At 44.4% G+C, this 16705-nt stretch carries 17 protein-coding genes; 12 read left to right on the top strand and 5 right to left on the bottom strand.

Annotated elements, in window-relative coordinates:
• Positions 1 to 221 precede the first annotated feature (221 nt).
• The 3 genes from H6F77_RS02630 to H6F77_RS02640 form a co-directional block, all read right to left on the bottom strand.
• Positions 222 to 587 (bottom strand): STAS domain-containing protein, encoded by a 366-nt coding sequence (locus tag H6F77_RS02630; RefSeq protein ID WP_190485073.1) that lies wholly within the window; start codon positions 585 to 587, stop codon positions 222 to 224.
• Between the two features lie 305 nt (positions 588 to 892).
• Entirely contained in the window at positions 893 to 2110 is a 1218-nt protein-coding gene (glf, locus tag H6F77_RS02635) for a UDP-galactopyranose mutase (protein ID WP_190485075.1), read from the bottom strand.
• A 296-nt stretch (positions 2111 to 2406) separates the two neighbouring features.
• The gene (locus H6F77_RS02640) at positions 2407 to 3684 is read right to left on the bottom strand and encodes a glycosyltransferase family 1 protein (protein WP_190485077.1); all 1278 of its coding nucleotides are present in this window, start codon (positions 3682 to 3684) and stop codon (positions 2407 to 2409) included.
• Positions 3685 to 3708: 24 nt separating this feature from the next.
• Here H6F77_RS02640 and H6F77_RS02645 point away from each other — a divergent pair, with 24 nt between their 5' ends.
• Positions 3709 to 3876, top strand: a complete 168-nt coding sequence (locus H6F77_RS02645; protein WP_190485078.1) for a hypothetical protein — start codon at positions 3709 to 3711, stop codon at positions 3874 to 3876.
• A 467-nt stretch (positions 3877 to 4343) separates the two neighbouring features.
• Positions 4344 to 6836 carry a CHAT domain-containing protein gene (locus H6F77_RS02650; RefSeq protein WP_242021856.1) on the top strand — a complete coding sequence of 831 codons (2493 nt, stop codon included), beginning with the start codon at positions 4344 to 4346 and terminating at the stop codon, positions 6834 to 6836.
• A 104-nt stretch (positions 6837 to 6940) separates the two neighbouring features.
• Here the strand turns inward: H6F77_RS02650 and H6F77_RS02655 are convergent, their stop codons facing one another.
• Positions 6941 to 7996, bottom strand: coding sequence for an agmatinase family protein (locus tag H6F77_RS02655; protein WP_190485082.1), 1056 nt, complete (start codon positions 7994 to 7996; stop codon positions 6941 to 6943).
• A gap of 154 nt (positions 7997 to 8150) precedes the next feature.
• Between H6F77_RS02655 and H6F77_RS02660 the strand changes: the two genes are divergently transcribed.
• From H6F77_RS02660 to H6F77_RS02680, 5 genes are all read left to right on the top strand, one after another.
• Positions 8151 to 8936, top strand: a complete 786-nt coding sequence (locus tag H6F77_RS02660) for a 5-formyltetrahydrofolate cyclo-ligase (RefSeq protein ID WP_190485084.1) — start codon at positions 8151 to 8153, stop codon at positions 8934 to 8936.
• Positions 8937 to 9333: 397 nt separating this feature from the next.
• Entirely contained in the window at positions 9334 to 9531 is a 198-nt protein-coding gene (locus H6F77_RS02665; RefSeq protein WP_190485086.1) for a hypothetical protein, read from the top strand.
• Between the two features lie 196 nt (positions 9532 to 9727).
• Entirely contained in the window at positions 9728 to 10699 is a 972-nt protein-coding gene (locus H6F77_RS02670) for a sodium-dependent bicarbonate transport family permease (protein WP_190485088.1), read from the top strand.
• Positions 10700 to 10703: 4 nt separating this feature from the next.
• A complete protein-coding gene (locus tag H6F77_RS02675) occupies positions 10704 to 11015 on the top strand; it encodes a P-II family nitrogen regulator (RefSeq protein ID WP_190485090.1) in 312 nt (103 codons plus the stop codon).
• Between the two features lie 114 nt (positions 11016 to 11129).
• Entirely contained in the window at positions 11130 to 11846 is a 717-nt protein-coding gene (locus tag H6F77_RS02680) for a carbonic anhydrase (RefSeq protein ID WP_190485092.1), read from the top strand.
• A gap of 281 nt (positions 11847 to 12127) precedes the next feature.
• Here the strand turns inward: H6F77_RS02680 and ilvA are convergent, their stop codons facing one another.
• Positions 12128 to 13672, bottom strand: coding sequence for a threonine ammonia-lyase, biosynthetic (ilvA, locus tag H6F77_RS02685; RefSeq protein ID WP_190485094.1), 1545 nt, complete (start codon positions 13670 to 13672; stop codon positions 12128 to 12130).
• Between the two features lie 119 nt (positions 13673 to 13791).
• On the opposite strand from ilvA, the gene H6F77_RS02690 reads away from it, so the two are divergent.
• The 5 genes from H6F77_RS02690 to H6F77_RS02710 all read left to right on the top strand — a co-directional run bounded on the left by H6F77_RS02690 (position 13792) and on the right by H6F77_RS02710 (position 16516).
• Complete coding sequence (locus H6F77_RS02690; protein ID WP_190485096.1) at positions 13792 to 14070, top strand: BrnT family toxin; 279 nt, start codon at positions 13792 to 13794, stop codon at positions 14068 to 14070.
• Positions 14051 to 14293, top strand: coding sequence for a hypothetical protein (locus H6F77_RS02695; RefSeq protein ID WP_190485098.1), 243 nt, complete (start codon positions 14051 to 14053; stop codon positions 14291 to 14293). The genes H6F77_RS02690 and H6F77_RS02695 overlap by 20 nt, the downstream gene beginning before the upstream one ends.
• Before the next feature lie 537 nt (positions 14294 to 14830).
• Positions 14831 to 15478 (top strand): DUF4145 domain-containing protein, encoded by a 648-nt coding sequence (locus tag H6F77_RS02700; protein ID WP_190485100.1) that lies wholly within the window; start codon positions 14831 to 14833, stop codon positions 15476 to 15478.
• A gap of 115 nt (positions 15479 to 15593) precedes the next feature.
• On the top strand, positions 15594 to 15758 hold the full coding sequence (locus H6F77_RS28990; RefSeq protein WP_514131582.1) for a hypothetical protein: 165 nt from the start codon (positions 15594 to 15596) through the stop codon (positions 15756 to 15758).
• Between the two features lie 128 nt (positions 15759 to 15886).
• Positions 15887 to 16516, top strand: coding sequence for a LysE family translocator (locus H6F77_RS02710; protein WP_242021858.1), 630 nt, complete (start codon positions 15887 to 15889; stop codon positions 16514 to 16516).
• Positions 16517 to 16705 lie beyond the last annotated feature (189 nt).

Genomic DNA, 16705 nt, shown 5'->3' on the forward strand with positions numbered 1-16705 from the left:
GATGCTTGCCCATTACGGGCGGTACTATGACTGAGACGATTCCCTTAAGACATTACGCTTGATTGAGAAAGTTAGGGTCACTCAGAATTATGAATCCTGCGTAGCAGCGAATGACTGTTGTCTTTCCGACGAAGAAGATAGAGTCCTTAGAAGCAGGACAAGTGCTTTTGTTTATTCTCTGAGTGACCCTTACTTACGTTAAGTTTAAGCAGTGCTATGCTTCAACGGCCAATAAACTCGCAAACTTGATCTAAACCTGTTATTTCAAATAACATTGTGACTTGCTCGTTTGCTGAACGGATTAAAAGTTTGCCATTAGCTTCTCTAATGGTTTTCAGTATGGAAACGAGAGTCATTAAGCCAGCACTGGACATAAAGGTGACATTTTTGAGGTCAAGCACAATAGTTTTTACTCCAGCCTCAACAATGCTCTCAACCTCGCGGGTAAATTGAGATACTTTATCAGTATCCCAATTATCAGGAGAATGGAGAATTTTAATAACGTTCTGAACATCACGACTGAAGTGAGTTGCCTTTGGACTATCGAAAATATCGCTAGAGGGGACAACTTGAAAAAGAGTATTCATATGCACAAGCCTCAATTAGTAATGTGTAGTTTTCAAATGTTGGTAAAAAGGGAAGCGCGATCGCCTTTTCAAGGCAGGTACAGCAAGTTAGGGGTGTGAGACAACAGCATCAATCTCGACAACTAACAGCTGTTTAGCAATGAGCGATCGCAAAAAGTGAAGAGCGTGGCGAATGCAATCTTGTTATCTATGATGGCGAATTTTATTGCCCTATAAATCCCTCTTAGGGATTGAAAATAGCTCTGATAGAGGAGGCAAGGGCTAGAAAAACCCTTACCTCAGCTTTCTAGCAATACGTCTATCAGCTATTTACTAACAGCTTTTCCGTTACCGTTTGCCACTATGGGTTCCACAGGAATTGCTTTATCAACAATATCAACGCGGCTTCCATTCTGGGCAGAGCCATTCATACTCCCTAGCAGTTCTATCGACGGTTTGGTGCCGATCTGCTTGAAGATTGTGAGAGCTTGAGCGACTACTTGATCCATGTTGTAATACTTGTAAGTAGCCAAACGTCCCACAAAATGTACGCCTTGAGTTGCGTCAGCTAGATCCTTATATTTCTTGTAGAGTTCTGCATTTTCTGGACGCGGTACGGGGTAGTATGGATCTCCCTCGGCACGCGGATATTCGTAAACAATGCTAGTTTTGGAGTGTTCTTGTCCGGTCAGATACTTAAACTCAGTAACGCGGGTGTAAAGATGTTCGTTGGGATAATTCACTACCGCCTGTGGCTGATAGACAGACACATTATGCGTCTCGTGCTTAAACTCCAACGAACGATAGGGTAGCTTCCCGTAGCGGTAATTGAAGTATGCATCGACGGGTCCGGTATAGATCATCTCTTTATAAGGGATCATTCCCAAGATGTCGCGATAATCGGTGTTAAGCATGACCTTGATGTTGGGGTGATTCAACATCTTCTCGAACATCCGGGTATAGCCGTGCAGAGGCATTGCTTGATAAGCGTCTGTAAAATAGCGATCGTCGCGGTTGGTACGAGTTGGTACTCTTGCGATTACTGACTTATCTAGATCGGATGGATCTATATCCCATTGCTTGCGGGTATAGTTGCGGAAAAACTTTTCGTAGAGTTCCCGTCCAACTTTGCTGACAACTACATCTTCACTGTTACGGATATATTCTTTGGGTTCAGCAACAGATGCAAAAAACTCTTGGACTTGGAATGAAGTGAGGTTTAATCCGTAGAGCTTATTAACAGTGTCGAGGTTGATGGGAATGGGGAGAAGTTGGCCGTCTACGCTAGCAAGTACGCGATGTTCGTATTGCCGCCAAGGGGTGAATTGGGAGAGATACTCGAAGACATCGCGAGAGTTGGTGTGGAAGATGTGCGGGCCGTATTTGTGAACCAGGATGCCAGCATCATCGTAATGATCGTATGCGTTACCGCCAATGTGGTTGCGGGTATCAATAATCAAAACTTTTTTGCCAGCCTGAGTCGCCAAACGCTCTGCAAGTACGCTTCCAGCGAATCCTGCTCCAACAATTAGGTAATCAAACATTTTATTATTCCGCCTTTTTTACGATTAATGAAGTTGCTGGCGATCGCGTCTGCCAGCTAAGTACAGCCAAACCCTACTAAAACTTTGAGCAAAAGCCTCGTGCAATCTGCTTTCAAAGTTTTGTTTTACTAAACGTCGAACAACTAACTTTGCTATGCCAATCTCAGGTAGCAAACGCTAAATATTGCGTTTGCTAGCGTGTTAACATCACGCGGCGAACTACTGGGTCGATTGGTTGCGTCGATCGGCAAGCCGCGATCGCTGTTACTATCCAGAACGCTCCGCTTAGCCTGAAGTTAACCCGAAGGCAATGCTACAGGATTTTCTACGGATGCTTTGCGATCCTCAATTGCACCCTGCACCAGTTGCATCATGTGCGCCCAAGTAGCATCCCAGGAATTCTGCGCTAGGAACGCATCTACTCTATCCAACCATCCCGATTCATCGGGCTTTTGATTCATCGCCGCTTCCGCTGCGGCAACGAAATCTTCTACTGTGTCTGCAATCGCGACTAAACCCTCGTCCCCGTAAGGACGAACTACGTCGCGGATTGAAGTGGACACAACTGGCTTGCCTGCGGCTAAGTATTCTGGGGTTTTTGTGGGGCTGATGAAACGTGTTGACTCGTTACGGGCAAAGGGCAGCAATGCCACATCCCACCCAGCTATATATGCAGGCAACTCTTGATATGATTTGCCCCCAAGATAATGAATATTTTGGGGGCGCGGCAGAATTTCTGGATCTATTTTGACTACTGGGCCAATAATAACTAGATGCCAGTCAGGACGCGCACTTGCAATCCCGCCTACCAGTTCGATATCCATCCGCTCGTCGATCACGCCGAAGAATCCTAGACGCGGGTGGGGAATATCCACTTGATCTGCTGGTTCCTGTGCAAGCGTCCTGGATTGTGCGAAGTGTTCTTTCTCAATGCTGCTAGGAAAGGCGTAAACGTTGGGGTGCTGGTTGCGTTTGCTCTCGTAAAGGCTCTGTCCCCCAGTAAACACCAAGTCTGCACGTTTAAATAGTTCGGCTTCGCGTTCTTTCAAGGCAGGTGGTGCCCCCTTGAATGCAGACAACTCATCCATGCAATCGTAGACAACTACCAACGGCTGCAAGTGGCTCGTGAACGCGATCGCCATCGGTGCGTAGTACCAAAGGATGTAGTTGCGTATATTTTCCTTGGCGAACAGTTCATCTACTAGCGCTTTTTGAGCATCGATCAGCTCTTGTTCGCTCAATCCTTCCGGTAGGTGCGGAACTGCAACGCAGACTCCAGACTCGCGTTTTGTAACATCAAGCCGTCTTGATGGATCGGCACTAAACATCGGTTCTTCGATAATGAATACACGTCTTCCTTTTGCACAACGCGAGAGAAGATGTTGCGGTCTTTGGTAGACGAAATCCCAACGCAAATGGGACAAACAAACGAGATCGGGTGCTTCTGAATCAGATTGCTGCAAACTTCGTGAGGAGGCTTCCTTTTGTGGCGTTGGGTCTGGGAAGTCAAATTGCGTTTCCCATGCCACGACTTTATTAATATTATTATTTTTTTGCTCTTCGGGTCGGGACATCGGTAGCCTCAGATAGTAAGTTTGATGGGAACTTTTCAGCAAATGTGTTACAGGCTGGGCGCAACACATAATCTGGGAGGTTCAATATTCCCCGGCGCGACTAAGGCGGGAGTTCTACGGCAAAACCTAGCACAACCAGCAAACAAGATGATCTTCCGGGGCGATCGCTCCAATACTCAGCTTCACAACTAACCCCCGGCAGTTATTCTTTTTTCGATGTGCTATTGCTCTTAATCATAAGTGTTAAATTTTTCCGAAACTTCTCCCAGAGGGATGAATTTTCTGCTAAGGCTTAACAAATAACTCCTAATGTCTATCTTTTAGCTTCTACCTCAAGAATGGATCTTCTTGTTCTAAGGTATAGGCATAATGTTAAGCCACGTTGTTACGATTAATACAAACTTTCCCCCAGTGATATCACTGAGGGTTGCATATAGAGGGTTAGAAGCAAAATTAAAAAAGGCTGAAATTCTTTCGCAGCTTAGGTTTTAACCTTTAAAAACAATTTTATATACAAAATCTAAAACCTAACATCCCTCAACCTCACGAGCCACCGCAGACTGAGATAGGGTTGAATAAGGTGAGATCTAATTAGTAAAAACTAAAAACTTGCGTCTTAAACAGCCTAATTTTGCCAAATGTCAAAATTTTACCGCAATTTGCTTCGATTAACCTTGTTATTCTTAACGGGATTTATTCTTAGTCTTAGTATCAGCGTTTTAGATATTAGAGAAACCGCCGTTGTCGCGCAGTCGAATCCGCAGGATGGGTTGGTGCGTGCAGCGATCGCGGAATATAAAGAGGGTAAATACAACTCGGCGATCGCGCTGTGGCAACAATTACTAGGACAAATCACCTCACCCAAAGATCAGGCAGTAGTTCGCAACAACCTAGCACTAGCCTATCGCCAAATCGGACAACCCGCCGCAGCGATCGCCCAGTGGGAGAAGGCAATTCAGATTTACCAGCGTCTAGACGATGATGATGGGCGTCGCCAAGTTCCCAAACTAATGACCGAACAGGCGCAAGCTTACCACGATCAAGGACAGCACCAACAGGCGAGCGCACTTTTGCAAGCAGCGCTAAAACTTGCTGGTAAAAACCAAGACTCCCGAACCCAGGCGGCGGCGCTGGGAGCATTAGGCAATACCCATACAGCTTTGGGGGACTACGACAAAGCATTAGAGAGCCATCAAAATAGTTTGCAAATTGCCCGTCAGCTAAACTATCCAGACTACATCACAACATCCCTAAACAATCTGGGCAATGTCTACATCAGTCGTTCAGAACGGTATCGCTATCAGGCAAATGTTGCTGGTCTCGAAGCTGATGATAAGGAAAATGCTCGGTTGACGCAGTTGGCAGAACAAGAGATGGTTGCAGCACGTTCGGCGTTTGAGGAAAGCGTGCGCGAAAGCCAACCAATAGGAGGCGTAGCGTTAGTCAGAGCTTTATTAAATCTGAATCGAATGCTAGAAGAACAGCGATCGCCTGACTGGGATGCTATTAACAAAAACCGCGAACAAGCGATCGCACTGGTGGAAAATTTACCAGACTCGCGGGATAAAGTCTACTTCTCGATCAACCTAGCAGAAAATTTAAGGCGTCAGGGTTCAAACACTCAGCAACTGCTATCCAAAGCGATCGCAGTTGCTAGGAATATTGGGGATAAGCGGGCTGAATCTTTTGCTCTTGGTAGCTTAGGGTTAATGTATCAGCAGCCAGGTCAAGAACCAAAAGCTATGGAGTTAATTAGACAAGCACAGTTAGCTGCACAAGAAGTTAACGCTGCTGATAGTTTATATCGCTGGCAGTGGCAAGCTGGGCGTTTGATGAAGACTGCTGGAAATACAAAAGATGCGATCGCTTCTTACGAACAAGCGATCGCTACCCTCCAGAGCATTCGCAGCAATCTACTTGCTGCCAACCAAGACTTACAATTTGACTTCCGCGACTCGGTTGAACCTGTTTATCGAGAATTGATGGAAATTTTGCTCGAAGCGGAAGCTAATAACAAAAATCTATCTAAAGTTATTGATACTTTAGACTTGCTCAAATTAGCGGAATTGCAAAATTTCTTTGGCGACGAGTGCGTACAAGTAGCAAGAGTAGATGCCAAGAAGGGCGGGAATTTGTTAGATGCTGGTGCAGCAATTGTTTACTCGGTGATTCTCAAAGATAAAACCGAGATGATTCTGCGATCACCTGATGGTAAGTTAACCAATTATGCTGTCTCCAAGCCGCAAGAGCAAATGCAGCAAGAGATTAATAGTTTACGGCAATTACTTGAAAAACGTTCTACTAATGAATATTTAATTCCAGCCCAAAAAGTTTATGATGCGCTGATGCGCCCCCTAGAGGTAGAGTTGGCGAAAGCTAACCCTAAAACGCTAGTTTTTATTCAGGATGGAGTATTTCGACAGGTGCCAATGGCAGCTTTACATGATGGCAAACAGTTTTTGATTGAGAAGTATGCGATCGCCACAACTCCTAGCCTTAGTTTGACTACTCGCACTAACCCTAATCCAGGAAAATATAATGCATTAATTATGGGGTTAACTGTCGAACGTCCTCCTTTTGATGCTTTGACTAATGTGCGTGCTGAAGTTGCTAGCGTCCGCGAAATTATGGGTGGTACGGAGCTTTTAGATAATAATTTTACCTTAGCAACTCTGCAAAAAAACCTGCAAGCAAAGAGTTATCCTATCGTACATTTAGCTACTCATGGCAAATTTGGCAGTGATGCAGCGAGTACATTTTTGTTAGCCTTCGACACGCGGATTACTCTCGATCAAATGGATAATATGTTGCGATCGCGAAGCGTCTCAGGAGGAAATTTGGGGACAAGCAGAGAACCACTAGAGTTGCTAACTTTAAGTGCTTGTCAAACAGCAGCAGGAGATAATAGAGCAGCTTTGGGCATGGCAGGCGTGGCGATTCGTGCTGGTGCGCGTAGTGCCCTTGCTAGCTTGTGGTATATCAATGATGAAGCGACAGTGCCGCTAATTAAAGAATTTTACACTCAATTAAGACAACCAAATATTACTAAAGCCTCGGCTTTGCAAAAGGCGCAACAAAAAGCGATCGCTAATTTAGAATACAGTCATCCTGCTGTTTGGTCGCCTTTCATTTTGATTGGTAATTGGCTTTGAAATTATAGTTTAAAAAGATGCGATCGCGCTTTATTGTAAGAGCGATCGCATTTTTAAGATAAATTTTGTGCCAGCATTACTTATTGGTAGAACTTTCTCAATTGCTAGGAAAGGTTTTGCTCTGATAATGTCATAAGATTGCACAGCTTATAAACTGCTCTAGCTCCAACATTACCATCCCACTCGCTATTCCCCACTTCACAGACATCAAAGCCAATAATTTGTCTTCCGCTATTGACAACTTCGCGGAACAAGAAAAAAGCTTGCTCCAGTTCTAAACCTCCAGGAACCGGAGTTCCTGTATTCGGGCACAGTTTGGGGTCTAATCCATCAACATCGAAACTAATGTAAACATTCTGCGGTAATTCTGCAACGATTTGTTTGCAAATTTCCAGCCAAGAAACTCCAGCATAAAGCTTTTGTTTTAACTGAGGATCGTAGTAGGCAGAAACTCGCCCTTCTGATTGGTGAATCAGATTAACTTCATCTTGAGAAATATCGCGAATGCCCACTTGAACTAACTTTGAGATTTGGGGTAATTTCAGTGCATTAAACATTATTGATGCATGAGAGAACTCGAAACCCTCATAAGCATCGCGTAAATCCGCGTGAGCATCGATGTGCAAAATTCCGAATTCCGGGTAACTTTCTGCCAATGCCTGAATAGCTCCCAGAGGTACGCTGTGATCTCCTCCGATTGCTGCAACCTTTTTACCCTGTTTTATAGCAGCTTGAGCCTGTTCAAACAGCCATTGATTGACAGCTTGACACTCTTGATTAACTGTTTTCAAGACTTGCGTGAGATTTGGGTCATCTTCGATACGCTTCCCTTGTTCCATATGCTCAATAATTTGAGCCGCATCCTGCCTCAATACCTCATTTTTCTGCTGGATATCCTTGGGAATTTCAACCATAAAAATACCTTGCTTCCAGCCTTCTGGATTGTCAAAGTCATACAAATCCAGTTGACGAGAAGATTCTAAAACAGCATTTGGCCCAAAAGCTGTGCCGGAACCATAGGAAACAGTCACTTCCCAAGGAATGCCAAATACAATGATATTGGCAGAGTCGTAGTCAAATGGTAGTCCTAAGAGATTACCGTTATCGACACCAATACCGCTAGGATCAAAGTTTAAAAGGATTTCTTCTCTGGTAGCCATTGAGTATGTCCTGAATCAAAGTGGGTTAGCAAAAAGTGGCTTGATAAATGTTAGCGTTGATATTGCAAGTTTTGGGATGGAGCAAGGTGAGTCGGTTGCTATCCCAGTCTATCTTCCACAAGGACTCTTTAACATAACAAATTAGCGATCGCTGATGCCAAATAATATCAAGACAAGTTGGAGCGGTTATCATGCCGATAAGGACAATCTGAGGGCTGATATTTGGTCGTTGCTGAAGCAAAAGGGGGTAGCTGTCGGAGATCCGCAAGGTCACATTCCTAACTTTGTCGGTTCCCAAACAGCGGCTGAACAGCTAACAAATTTACCAATTTGGCAACAAGCAAAAGCAATTAAGTGCAATCCGGATTCACCGCAGATTCCAGTGCGATCGCGTGCTTTAAAAGATGGTAAACGCTTATATATGGCTGTACCGCGCTTAACTAATACTCGCTGCTTTGTTGAATTGACGGCTGAGGATTTACAGCAGCGCAACATCCCATTTGAAGAAGCCGCGATCGCGCGAAAAGCCCTAAATTATGGGCGATTGGTAACTTTTAAAGAGATGCAGCCTATCGATTTAGTTATGGTGGGTTGTGTGGCGGTAACGCGCAATGGGGGTAGAACTGGTAAAGGGGCAGGATTTGCAGATTTGGAACTGGCGATGTTAAGGGAATTTGGGTTAGTGCAGTCGGATACTCCAATTGTGACAACCGTCCATTCGTTGCAAATTGTTGAAGCAGAACGTTTGCCAATGCAACCTCATGATTGGGCGCTAAATTGGATTGTTACTCCCGATGAGGCGATTGAAACTAATACAACTTACCCACGACCATTAGGGCTAGACTGGGATACAATTCGTCCCGAACAATATAATAAAATCCCGATTTTACAGAAATTGAGGAAGAAATTTACAAATCAAGCAATTGAACCTGGACAATGACATTAGCGGTAATTGCCGACTACAAGAGATTAAAGGATAGACAGAAGTTGCATCTTTTTATACTAAATTCCAATAAAAAAACTTATTTTATAGGGGCTATCGCCCCTCTTATTAAGATTGCTTGATAGATGGCGATCGCCTTAATAAAGATTTGACAATTCAGGTAATGCTTTCCACTTTTATTTAATAGTCAACACGCGCCATGCGATGAATAAAATAAACGATATATAGCCGAAAACAAACACCCAATCCTGCCAGCGATCGAGAATTATCAAAAAGTTATCGTCCACAATCAACCCTCACCACTTTCATCAACCATTAACTTCGACCTTGGCATAGCCCGCGCAAAGCACGCATAACCCTTCTATTATTCCAAAAACAGGTTCTATGCCATTTTATGGTTTTCATCGCAATAGCGGGGCATCGAGAAAGCCCTGCTGCTCCTCCAACTCGCCCGCCCCTGCATCCGCAAGACAATTGTTATACAGTCTGCCCTGTTGTTGGGGTAGTGAAAGAAGCTGATATCTTATACAGCCACTTTGCCATAGCAGCCCTCCAGTACCTCGGCGTGAATATTGCTAGATTGCATTGCTAAAGGGAATCTTTGGCTGGCTTCTAGGATTAAAGAGGATTTTCTTATATAAAACATAAAAATTTATTATATTATTTTCGCGGCCTAGTTGCCATACAGTGGTTCTACGCAATCTTTGAGGTTTGATATTCAACTGGGTGAGTGCCCTTATGATTAAAGTCTTTTTCAAATTCTTCGTTTTCTGAGGTGGGAAGTCGATATGGATACGAGCCTAATTGTTTCAAATATCCTGAATCCGCCAATCTTATTCTTTTTTCTGGGGATGATAGCAGTTTTAGTCAAATCGGATCTTGAAATTCCGGCTCCTTTCCCGAAACTATTATCCCTTTACCTGCTATTATCCATTGGCTTTAAGGGAGGAGTGGAACTGATTAAAAGCGGTGTAACCCAGCAAGTAGTTTTGACCCTCGTAGCAGCGATGTTGATGGCATGTGCTGTCCCTATCTACACATTTTTTATTCTCAAGCTGAAGCTGGATACCTACGATGCTGCTGCGATCGCCGCGACTTATGGTTCCATCAGCGCCGTAACTTTCATCACAGCTGGATCGTTTCTCAACGAGTTGGGGATTGATTATGATGGTTATATGGTGGCTGCTCTGGCACTTATGGAATCTCCAGCCATCATCGTCGGGTTGATTTTGGTCAATCTATTTACTGCCAACCAAGGAGATCGAGAGTTTTCCTGGCCGGAAGTCTTGCAAGAAGCGTTCCTGAACAGCTCTGTTTTTCTCTTAGTCGGCAGCCTTATCATCGGAGTCCTAACCGGAGAACACGGCTGGAAGGTTTTAGAACCCTTTACCCAAGGACTGTTTTATGGCATCCTCACCTTCTTCCTACTCGATATGGGACTGGTCGCTGCCAGAAGGATTAAAGACTTGCAAAAAACAGGTGTTTTTCTCATCTCTTTTGCAATTCTGATTCCACTAATCAATGCAGGTATTGGGCTGCTGATAGCGAAACTAATTGGAATGCCTCAAGGCAATGCGCTCTTATTTGCAGTGCTGTGTGCCAGTGCTTCTTATATTGCTGTTCCCGCCGCAATGCGGTTAACGGTTCCAGAAGCGAATCCCAGCCTGTATGTTTCTACCGCCCTAGCTGTAACCTTTCCCTTCAATATTATTGTGGGAATTCCGTTATATCTGTATGGGATTAATATGCTCTGGAGATAACATCATGCATTCAGTTAAACGAATAGAAATCATCGCAAATTCAATTGAACTTGGCAAAATTTTGGCTAGCTTAAAAAAAGCAGGCGTAACGGGTCATTTAGTCATTAGAAATGTTGCCGGACAGGGATTTAAAGGAAGTTCTGAAGATTTGGATGCGACCATGTTAGACAATGTTTACGTGATTGCATTTTGTCCCCCAGAAATACTTAAAACTGCTGTAGAAACGATTCGACCTATACTTAACAAGTTTGGAGGTAGCTGTTACATTTCGGATGCGATGGAAATTCGCTCGGTAAGATGCGTTGCCTCACTGTAAGGTGACTGCTTCTGTTAAATTGGAAATTTCAAGAACTAAAAAAAAGCTGGAGTCAAGGCTAAATCTAGCTTTGGCTCTAGCTTTTAATAACAACGTTTACTGTTCTTAATTGCCATGAATCAAAACCATAATTTGATAAATCGTCGGAGTTTCTTGAACTTAACCGGAACTAGCGGGATGGCTTTGATGGCTGCTGTGATGGGAAGTGGGTTCTGGAGTATGCACTCAGATCGAGCGATCGCAGCCCCCCTGGAAACTCTTACCCCTGATGCTGCTCTGAAGCGACTGATGGATGGCAATCAACGGTTTGTGCAACAAAAGAGTCAGCATCCCGATCAATCGCAGGCACGCCTTGTAGAAGTTGCCCAAGCACAACACCCTTTTGTAACTGTACTAAGTTGCGCTGACTCGCGGGTGGCTCCGGAGATTTTATTTGATGAAGGAATTGGCGATATTTTTGATATCCGCATTGCCGGAAATATCATAACTCCGGAGGTGCTTGGCAGTCTGGAATATGCCGTTACTCTCCTCAACACGCCTCTGCTCGTAGTGTTAGGACACGAGCGCTGTGGTGCTGTCACAGCCGCTGTTGCAGGGGAAAGTCTGCCCGGTAATATTGGTTCTTTTGTTAAAGCTATCCAACCTGCTCTTTCCAAAATCGATAATGAATCGGGCGATCGCGTGGATGCGGCTGTAAGTGCAAATGTTCAGTATCAAATTGAGAAATTGAAACGAGATTCAACCATCGTGTCTGAGCGATCGCGCGATGGCAAACTCAAAGTTGTCGGCGGACGTTATGACCTCGATACTGGAACGGTTACTTTGATTTAGAATTGAGCCACACTATCGCAAAAATATTTTTTAGGCTGGATTGTGGCTTTGTAGCAATAGCGATCGCTATTGCTACAAAACTCCCGCCTTGCTCAAACAAAGCTTGCGCCGTTGCTTATTTAAAGTATGAACCGGATATTGTCAGAAGCGAAGCAAAATGAAGCATCTGCCCAGATCTTCTCCCGTCCCCTCATTTACGGTGAATTGTCAAATTTATACTTTGCTTCAGCAATGCACTAACAGACTCAAGGGCGAGGGTTTCGCTCTTGAGTCTTAGTTGGCTAACGATATGGCAAAGGCGGCGTACAATTTTCTTGCCCCAAAAATAACTTGTAGGCGGGATTTTTGCTTTCATCCCAATAGCGATAACCAAGGGTATCGAGAAATGCTTGCCACTCTTCCATTTCGTGGGGAGGAACCTGCATCCCCACCACAATTCGCCCGTAGTCTGCGCCATTGTTGCGGTAGTGGAACATACTAATATTCCAGTTGGGACTCATGGAACCGACAAACTTCATCAACGCGCCGGGACGTTCGGGAAACTCGAAGCGATAAAGCAATTCATTGCAAGCGAGGGGAGAACGTCCGCCAACCATGTGGCGCAAGTGCAGTTTTGTCAGTTCGTCATCGGTTAAGTCTAGGGTTTTGAACCCGCAGGCTTCAAAGGTTTCAGCCATCTTGATGGCGTCGGCGCGGTTTTGAATTTGCACGCCTACAAAGATATGGGCTTCTTTTGCATCGGCGATGCGATAGTTAAATTCGGTGAGGTTGCGTCTGCCAATACATTCGCAAAACTTGCGGAGGCTGCCTGGTTCTTCGGGAATGGTGACGGCAAATATAGCTTCGCGGCGTTCGCCAAATTCTGCCCGTTCTGCAACGAAGCGCAGGCGATCGAAGTTCATGTTAGCACCGCAAGCAACGGCGATTAAGTTTTGTCCTTCGATTTGTTCTCGTTCGACGTAAGCTTTCGCACCCGCGATCGCCAATGCACCCGCTGGTTCTAAGATCGATCGCGTATCCTCAAATACGTCTTTAATTGCCGCACAAGTATCATCCGTACTCACCAAAATAATCTCATCCACGTACTCTTGACACAGGCGGAAGGTTTCTTGCCCGACTTCCCGCACGGCAACTCCATCGGCAAATAAGCCTACTTGAGACAAGCGCACCCGTTTCCCGGCTTTGAGAGATTGATGCATGGCATCGGCATCGACTGGTTCAACGCCAATAATCTTAATTTCGGGACGCAACCGCTTCACGTAGGCTGCGATCCCAGCAATTAATCCCCCACCCCCAATTGCGACAAAAATAGCATGAATGGGTTGCTGACATTGCCGCAAAATTTCCATCCCGATTGTCCCTTGTCCGGCAATTACGTGCGGGTCGTCAAAGGGGTGAATGAAGGTTAAGCCTTTTTCAGCTTCCATCTGACGGGCAAAAGCATAGGCATCGTCGTAAGTGTCCCCATGCAATACAACTTGTCCCCCACGCGCTTTAACCGCATCCACTTTAACCTGGGGCGTTGTTACTGGCATGACGATAATCGCTTGCGTTCCCAGCCGACTTGCACCGAGGGCGACTCCTTGGGCGTGGTTTCCCGCAGATGCGGCAATAACGCCCTGTGCCAGCATATCGGGCGACAGGTTCACCATTTTGTTGTAAGCACCCCGCAGCTTGAAGGAGAAGACTGATTGCATATCTTCTCGCTTGAGCAAGAGTTTGTTATTTAATCGTGCGGATAGATTTGGGGCGTACTCCAGGGGCGATTCCTGGGCAACATCGTAGACGCGGGCGGTGAGGATTTGTACCAGGTAGTCGCAAAGCATGGGGTGAAGGGGAGTGCGAAAGGCGGATGGAAGACAATTTTACTTCACTCGCATTACAATACAGACAGCCTTAGACCACAAAAGCACGGAATAAATATGTAGAACATTACGAGCTGGGTATGCAGTTTGAATGGGACGAAATCAAGGCAGCTACTAACCAGAAGAAGCATGGTGTGAGCTTTGAAGAAGCAAAGACAGTTTTTGACAATCCGCTTGCCCTGATCTTTGATGATGAGAAACATTCAGTAGATGAGCATCGGGAAATTATCATCGGTCACTCTCAGAACAATCGGTTGCTGCTAGTCAGCTATACTGAACGTCCAAATGCAATTCGTATCATTAGTGCCCGCCTCGCCACTCGCAGGGAGCGTGAAGATTATGAACAAAACGCCTTTTGATCAACCTTCAAACTCTGAGGATGAGCTTTTGCCAGAGTACCGCTTCGATTACAAGAAAGCAAAGCCTAACCGCTTTGCAAATCGCAGTGTAAAGCCAAAGCTAACAGTCGTTGTTTTGGATGAGGATGTTGCCGAGGTTTTCTCAACATCGGAGTCAGTAAACAAGGTGCTTCGGGCACTCATTGAAGCGATGCCTCAAGCAAGTAGTGGTGAGACAGCCTAACTGTAGTGCGATCGCCCATCGCAGTAGGTCGGTTTTGACTGTACTAGGTAATGGCGCGATCGCGCTTTTGTGTAGTGTTAAGTTGTAGGTTGTGTCAACACAAACATATTTCTTAGTGCGATCGCGCTCCACACACTGACAAGAGCGAGCGCAACTTTTAGCCCAGATTCATTCTATTTTGCAGCATCGCTGCTGCCATCTGCTCAAAGCAGCAGCGCTTCGCGATCGCACACCAGAACCATCCCCACTCCCTACCCAGAGGCGGTTGAGTACTTTTATATCAGAAGGCAGATGCTGTAAAACTCCACTATAGGGCTGAGTTAAGCTGCACTATTTCTGTATAACCCCCAAAATTCAGGGGTTATACAGAAATAGTGCGGGGTAATATAACTACTTTAATCGTGTTACACTTATACTACAGACTGCTGCTTCCCAAATTTTCTTTGACCTTATTGTAGAGGAGACATGATGGGCAGATTTAAGGACTATGACTTTAATCCTAAATCGTGCGAAGAGGTGTGTAGATGCGGCAACATTATGAAGTGCCTAACAACCACTTCACACACTCAACTTGATGATAGTTATTATACACATAGGACGTTAAAAATTTTGATGTGTTCAAGATGTGATTTTCCAACAGTATTGCTTTATGAAGTAGAAGGAAATGAAGATCAAGAGGAAGAATCCAATGGTTCTCCAATAGAGCGTGAATGGGAACGTTTAATTCTTTACGGACCAAAGAGACAAGTTCATCAAGCAGTTCCCAACGATATCTCCGAAGTCTTCAATCAAGCCGAAGCAATCCTTGCTAGTTCTCCGCGTGCAAGCTTTATCCTATGTAGAAAAGTATTAGAAGAAATCTGCACCAACTTCGGCATACCAACCGAGGGGACAAACAACAAAGGTAAACCATCCTTCGTCAATTTGCATGAAAGGCTAACCCAGTTATTTCAGAAGGAGATGATACCAGCAGATTTGCAGGACGTTATTCAAGGTATTAAAGAGCTTGGTAATGAAGGCGCACATTCAACTCATGCAACCTTTACGAAACAGGTGACAAGTCAGGAGGCAGAAAAACTATTGGCTGTACTGGATTTTGTAATTTATAGCTTGTATGTCCATAAAGCACTTCAGCAAGAAATTACAGAAAAATTAAATAACTTGAAAGCTATGTTTTCGCCATAGAACCTTGCATAGCTGGCGTTGTGACATACTCCTATACCAACTGAGTACTTTATGGTGTAGGCTTCTCAGCAACTCCAGCTATTGCTTCGGACATTAACTTAGCTTTAAGAACGTGATGACCCAGCGCTCTATTTTTGATGTTTATCGCTGCATCATGGTCGCGGTCAAGACTACGCCCGCAAGGAGGGCAGTTGTCCCAGCAAACATACAGCTTCTTGGTAACTTTGTCTCCACAACTGGAGTGCGATCGCCCATCGCCGTAGGTGGGTTTTGGCTGTAGTAATTAGTGACGCGATCGCACATCTTTTTAGTGTAGGATGATGGCCGCTATCTTAATCAAACCAAACTAATAATAGAATATTTAAAAGGTGTTGCAACTTAAAATTTATAGCGACTCAAATAATTGTTATGCCTATGCAAAGCAGTATGACATTTAGCAGCATTGTTGCATTATTCAGTGCAATGGTTGTTCTGGCTTCTATTCCCAGCGTTAGTGTAGTGGCTGTCTCCACAAGAGCAGCTACCTCTGGATTTATTCATGGTGTTTTCACCACCATAGGTATAGTGCTTGGTGACATCATTTTCATAATAATAGCCATTTGGGGTTTATCGTTTCTTGCGGAAACGATGGGGAGCCTATTTGTCGTAATAAAATACCTTGGCGGTGCTTATCTTATATTGTTAGGAATAGGGCTATGTAGGTCAAAAGCGAAGGAGCTGGAGACAGAGGAAGTTATAGAATCTTCTTTGTTGTCCAGTTTTTTGACTGGGCTGTTTATTACATTAGGAGATCAAAAAGCCACCTTATTTTATCTTGGGTTTTTTCCAGCTTTTCTCGATCTTTCTAAAATATCTTATTTTGACACCAGCATCATTATAGCGATTACTATATTGGCTGTAGGCGGCGTAAAACTTGGTTATGCATTCATGGCGGACAGAGCTAGATTGTTTATTAGTTCCAAAATAAGAAAAGGAATGAACATTGCCGCTGGCTGTGTAATGATTGCTGTTGGAGTATTTTTAGTAACAAAGGCTTAATCGTATGGCTAAGTTGAGCGTACCTAACAACTTACGGTTCGCTCTTTTTTTATTTAGATAAATTGGCGGTTCGAGATTACAGCAAATTGCAATCAGATGTACCACAAAATAAATTATCTAATTGGTTCTAAAAATAGACCACAATGATTAAACCAGTTGAGAGCATTTTCATCTGTAATCCCATTGATT

Origin of the sequence: Microcoleus sp. FACHB-831 (assembly GCF_014695585.1) — a bacterium.
Taxonomy (GTDB): Bacteria; Cyanobacteriota; Cyanobacteriia; order Cyanobacteriales; family FACHB-T130; genus FACHB-831.

Bases quoted from the DNA above. Each gene is read 5' to 3' on its own strand.
- H6F77_RS02630 (WP_190485073.1), bottom strand. From the start codon at position 587: ATGAATACTCTTTTTCAAGTTGTCCCCTCTAGCGATATTTTCGATAGT.
- H6F77_RS02670 (WP_190485088.1), top strand. From the start codon at position 9,728: ATGGATACGAGCCTAATTGTTTCAAATATCCTGAATCCGCCAATCTTA.
- H6F77_RS02695 (WP_190485098.1), top strand. From the start codon at position 14,051: ATGAACAAAACGCCTTTTGATCAACCTTCAAACTCTGAGGATGAGCTT.
- H6F77_RS02665 (WP_190485086.1), top strand. From the start codon at position 9,334: ATGGTTTTCATCGCAATAGCGGGGCATCGAGAAAGCCCTGCTGCTCCT.
- H6F77_RS02660 (WP_190485084.1), top strand. From the start codon at position 8,151: ATGCCAAATAATATCAAGACAAGTTGGAGCGGTTATCATGCCGATAAG.
- H6F77_RS02655 (WP_190485082.1), bottom strand. From the start codon at position 7,996: ATGGCTACCAGAGAAGAAATCCTTTTAAACTTTGATCCTAGCGGTATT.
- H6F77_RS02645 (WP_190485078.1), top strand. From the start codon at position 3,709: ATGGGAACTTTTCAGCAAATGTGTTACAGGCTGGGCGCAACACATAAT.
- H6F77_RS02680 (WP_190485092.1), top strand. From the start codon at position 11,130: ATGAATCAAAACCATAATTTGATAAATCGTCGGAGTTTCTTGAACTTA.
- glf (WP_190485075.1), bottom strand. From the start codon at position 2,110: ATGTTTGATTACCTAATTGTTGGAGCAGGATTCGCTGGAAGCGTACTT.
- H6F77_RS02640 (WP_190485077.1), bottom strand. From the start codon at position 3,684: ATGTCCCGACCCGAAGAGCAAAAAAATAATAATATTAATAAAGTCGTG.
- H6F77_RS02700 (WP_190485100.1), top strand. From the start codon at position 14,831: ATGAAGTGCCTAACAACCACTTCACACACTCAACTTGATGATAGTTAT.
- H6F77_RS02690 (WP_190485096.1), top strand. From the start codon at position 13,792: ATGCAGTTTGAATGGGACGAAATCAAGGCAGCTACTAACCAGAAGAAG.
- H6F77_RS02675 (WP_190485090.1), top strand. From the start codon at position 10,704: ATGCATTCAGTTAAACGAATAGAAATCATCGCAAATTCAATTGAACTT.
- ilvA (WP_190485094.1), bottom strand. From the start codon at position 13,672: ATGCTTTGCGACTACCTGGTACAAATCCTCACCGCCCGCGTCTACGAT.
- H6F77_RS28990 (WP_514131582.1), top strand. From the start codon at position 15,594: ATGACCCAGCGCTCTATTTTTGATGTTTATCGCTGCATCATGGTCGCG.
- H6F77_RS02710 (WP_242021858.1), top strand. From the start codon at position 15,887: ATGCCTATGCAAAGCAGTATGACATTTAGCAGCATTGTTGCATTATTC.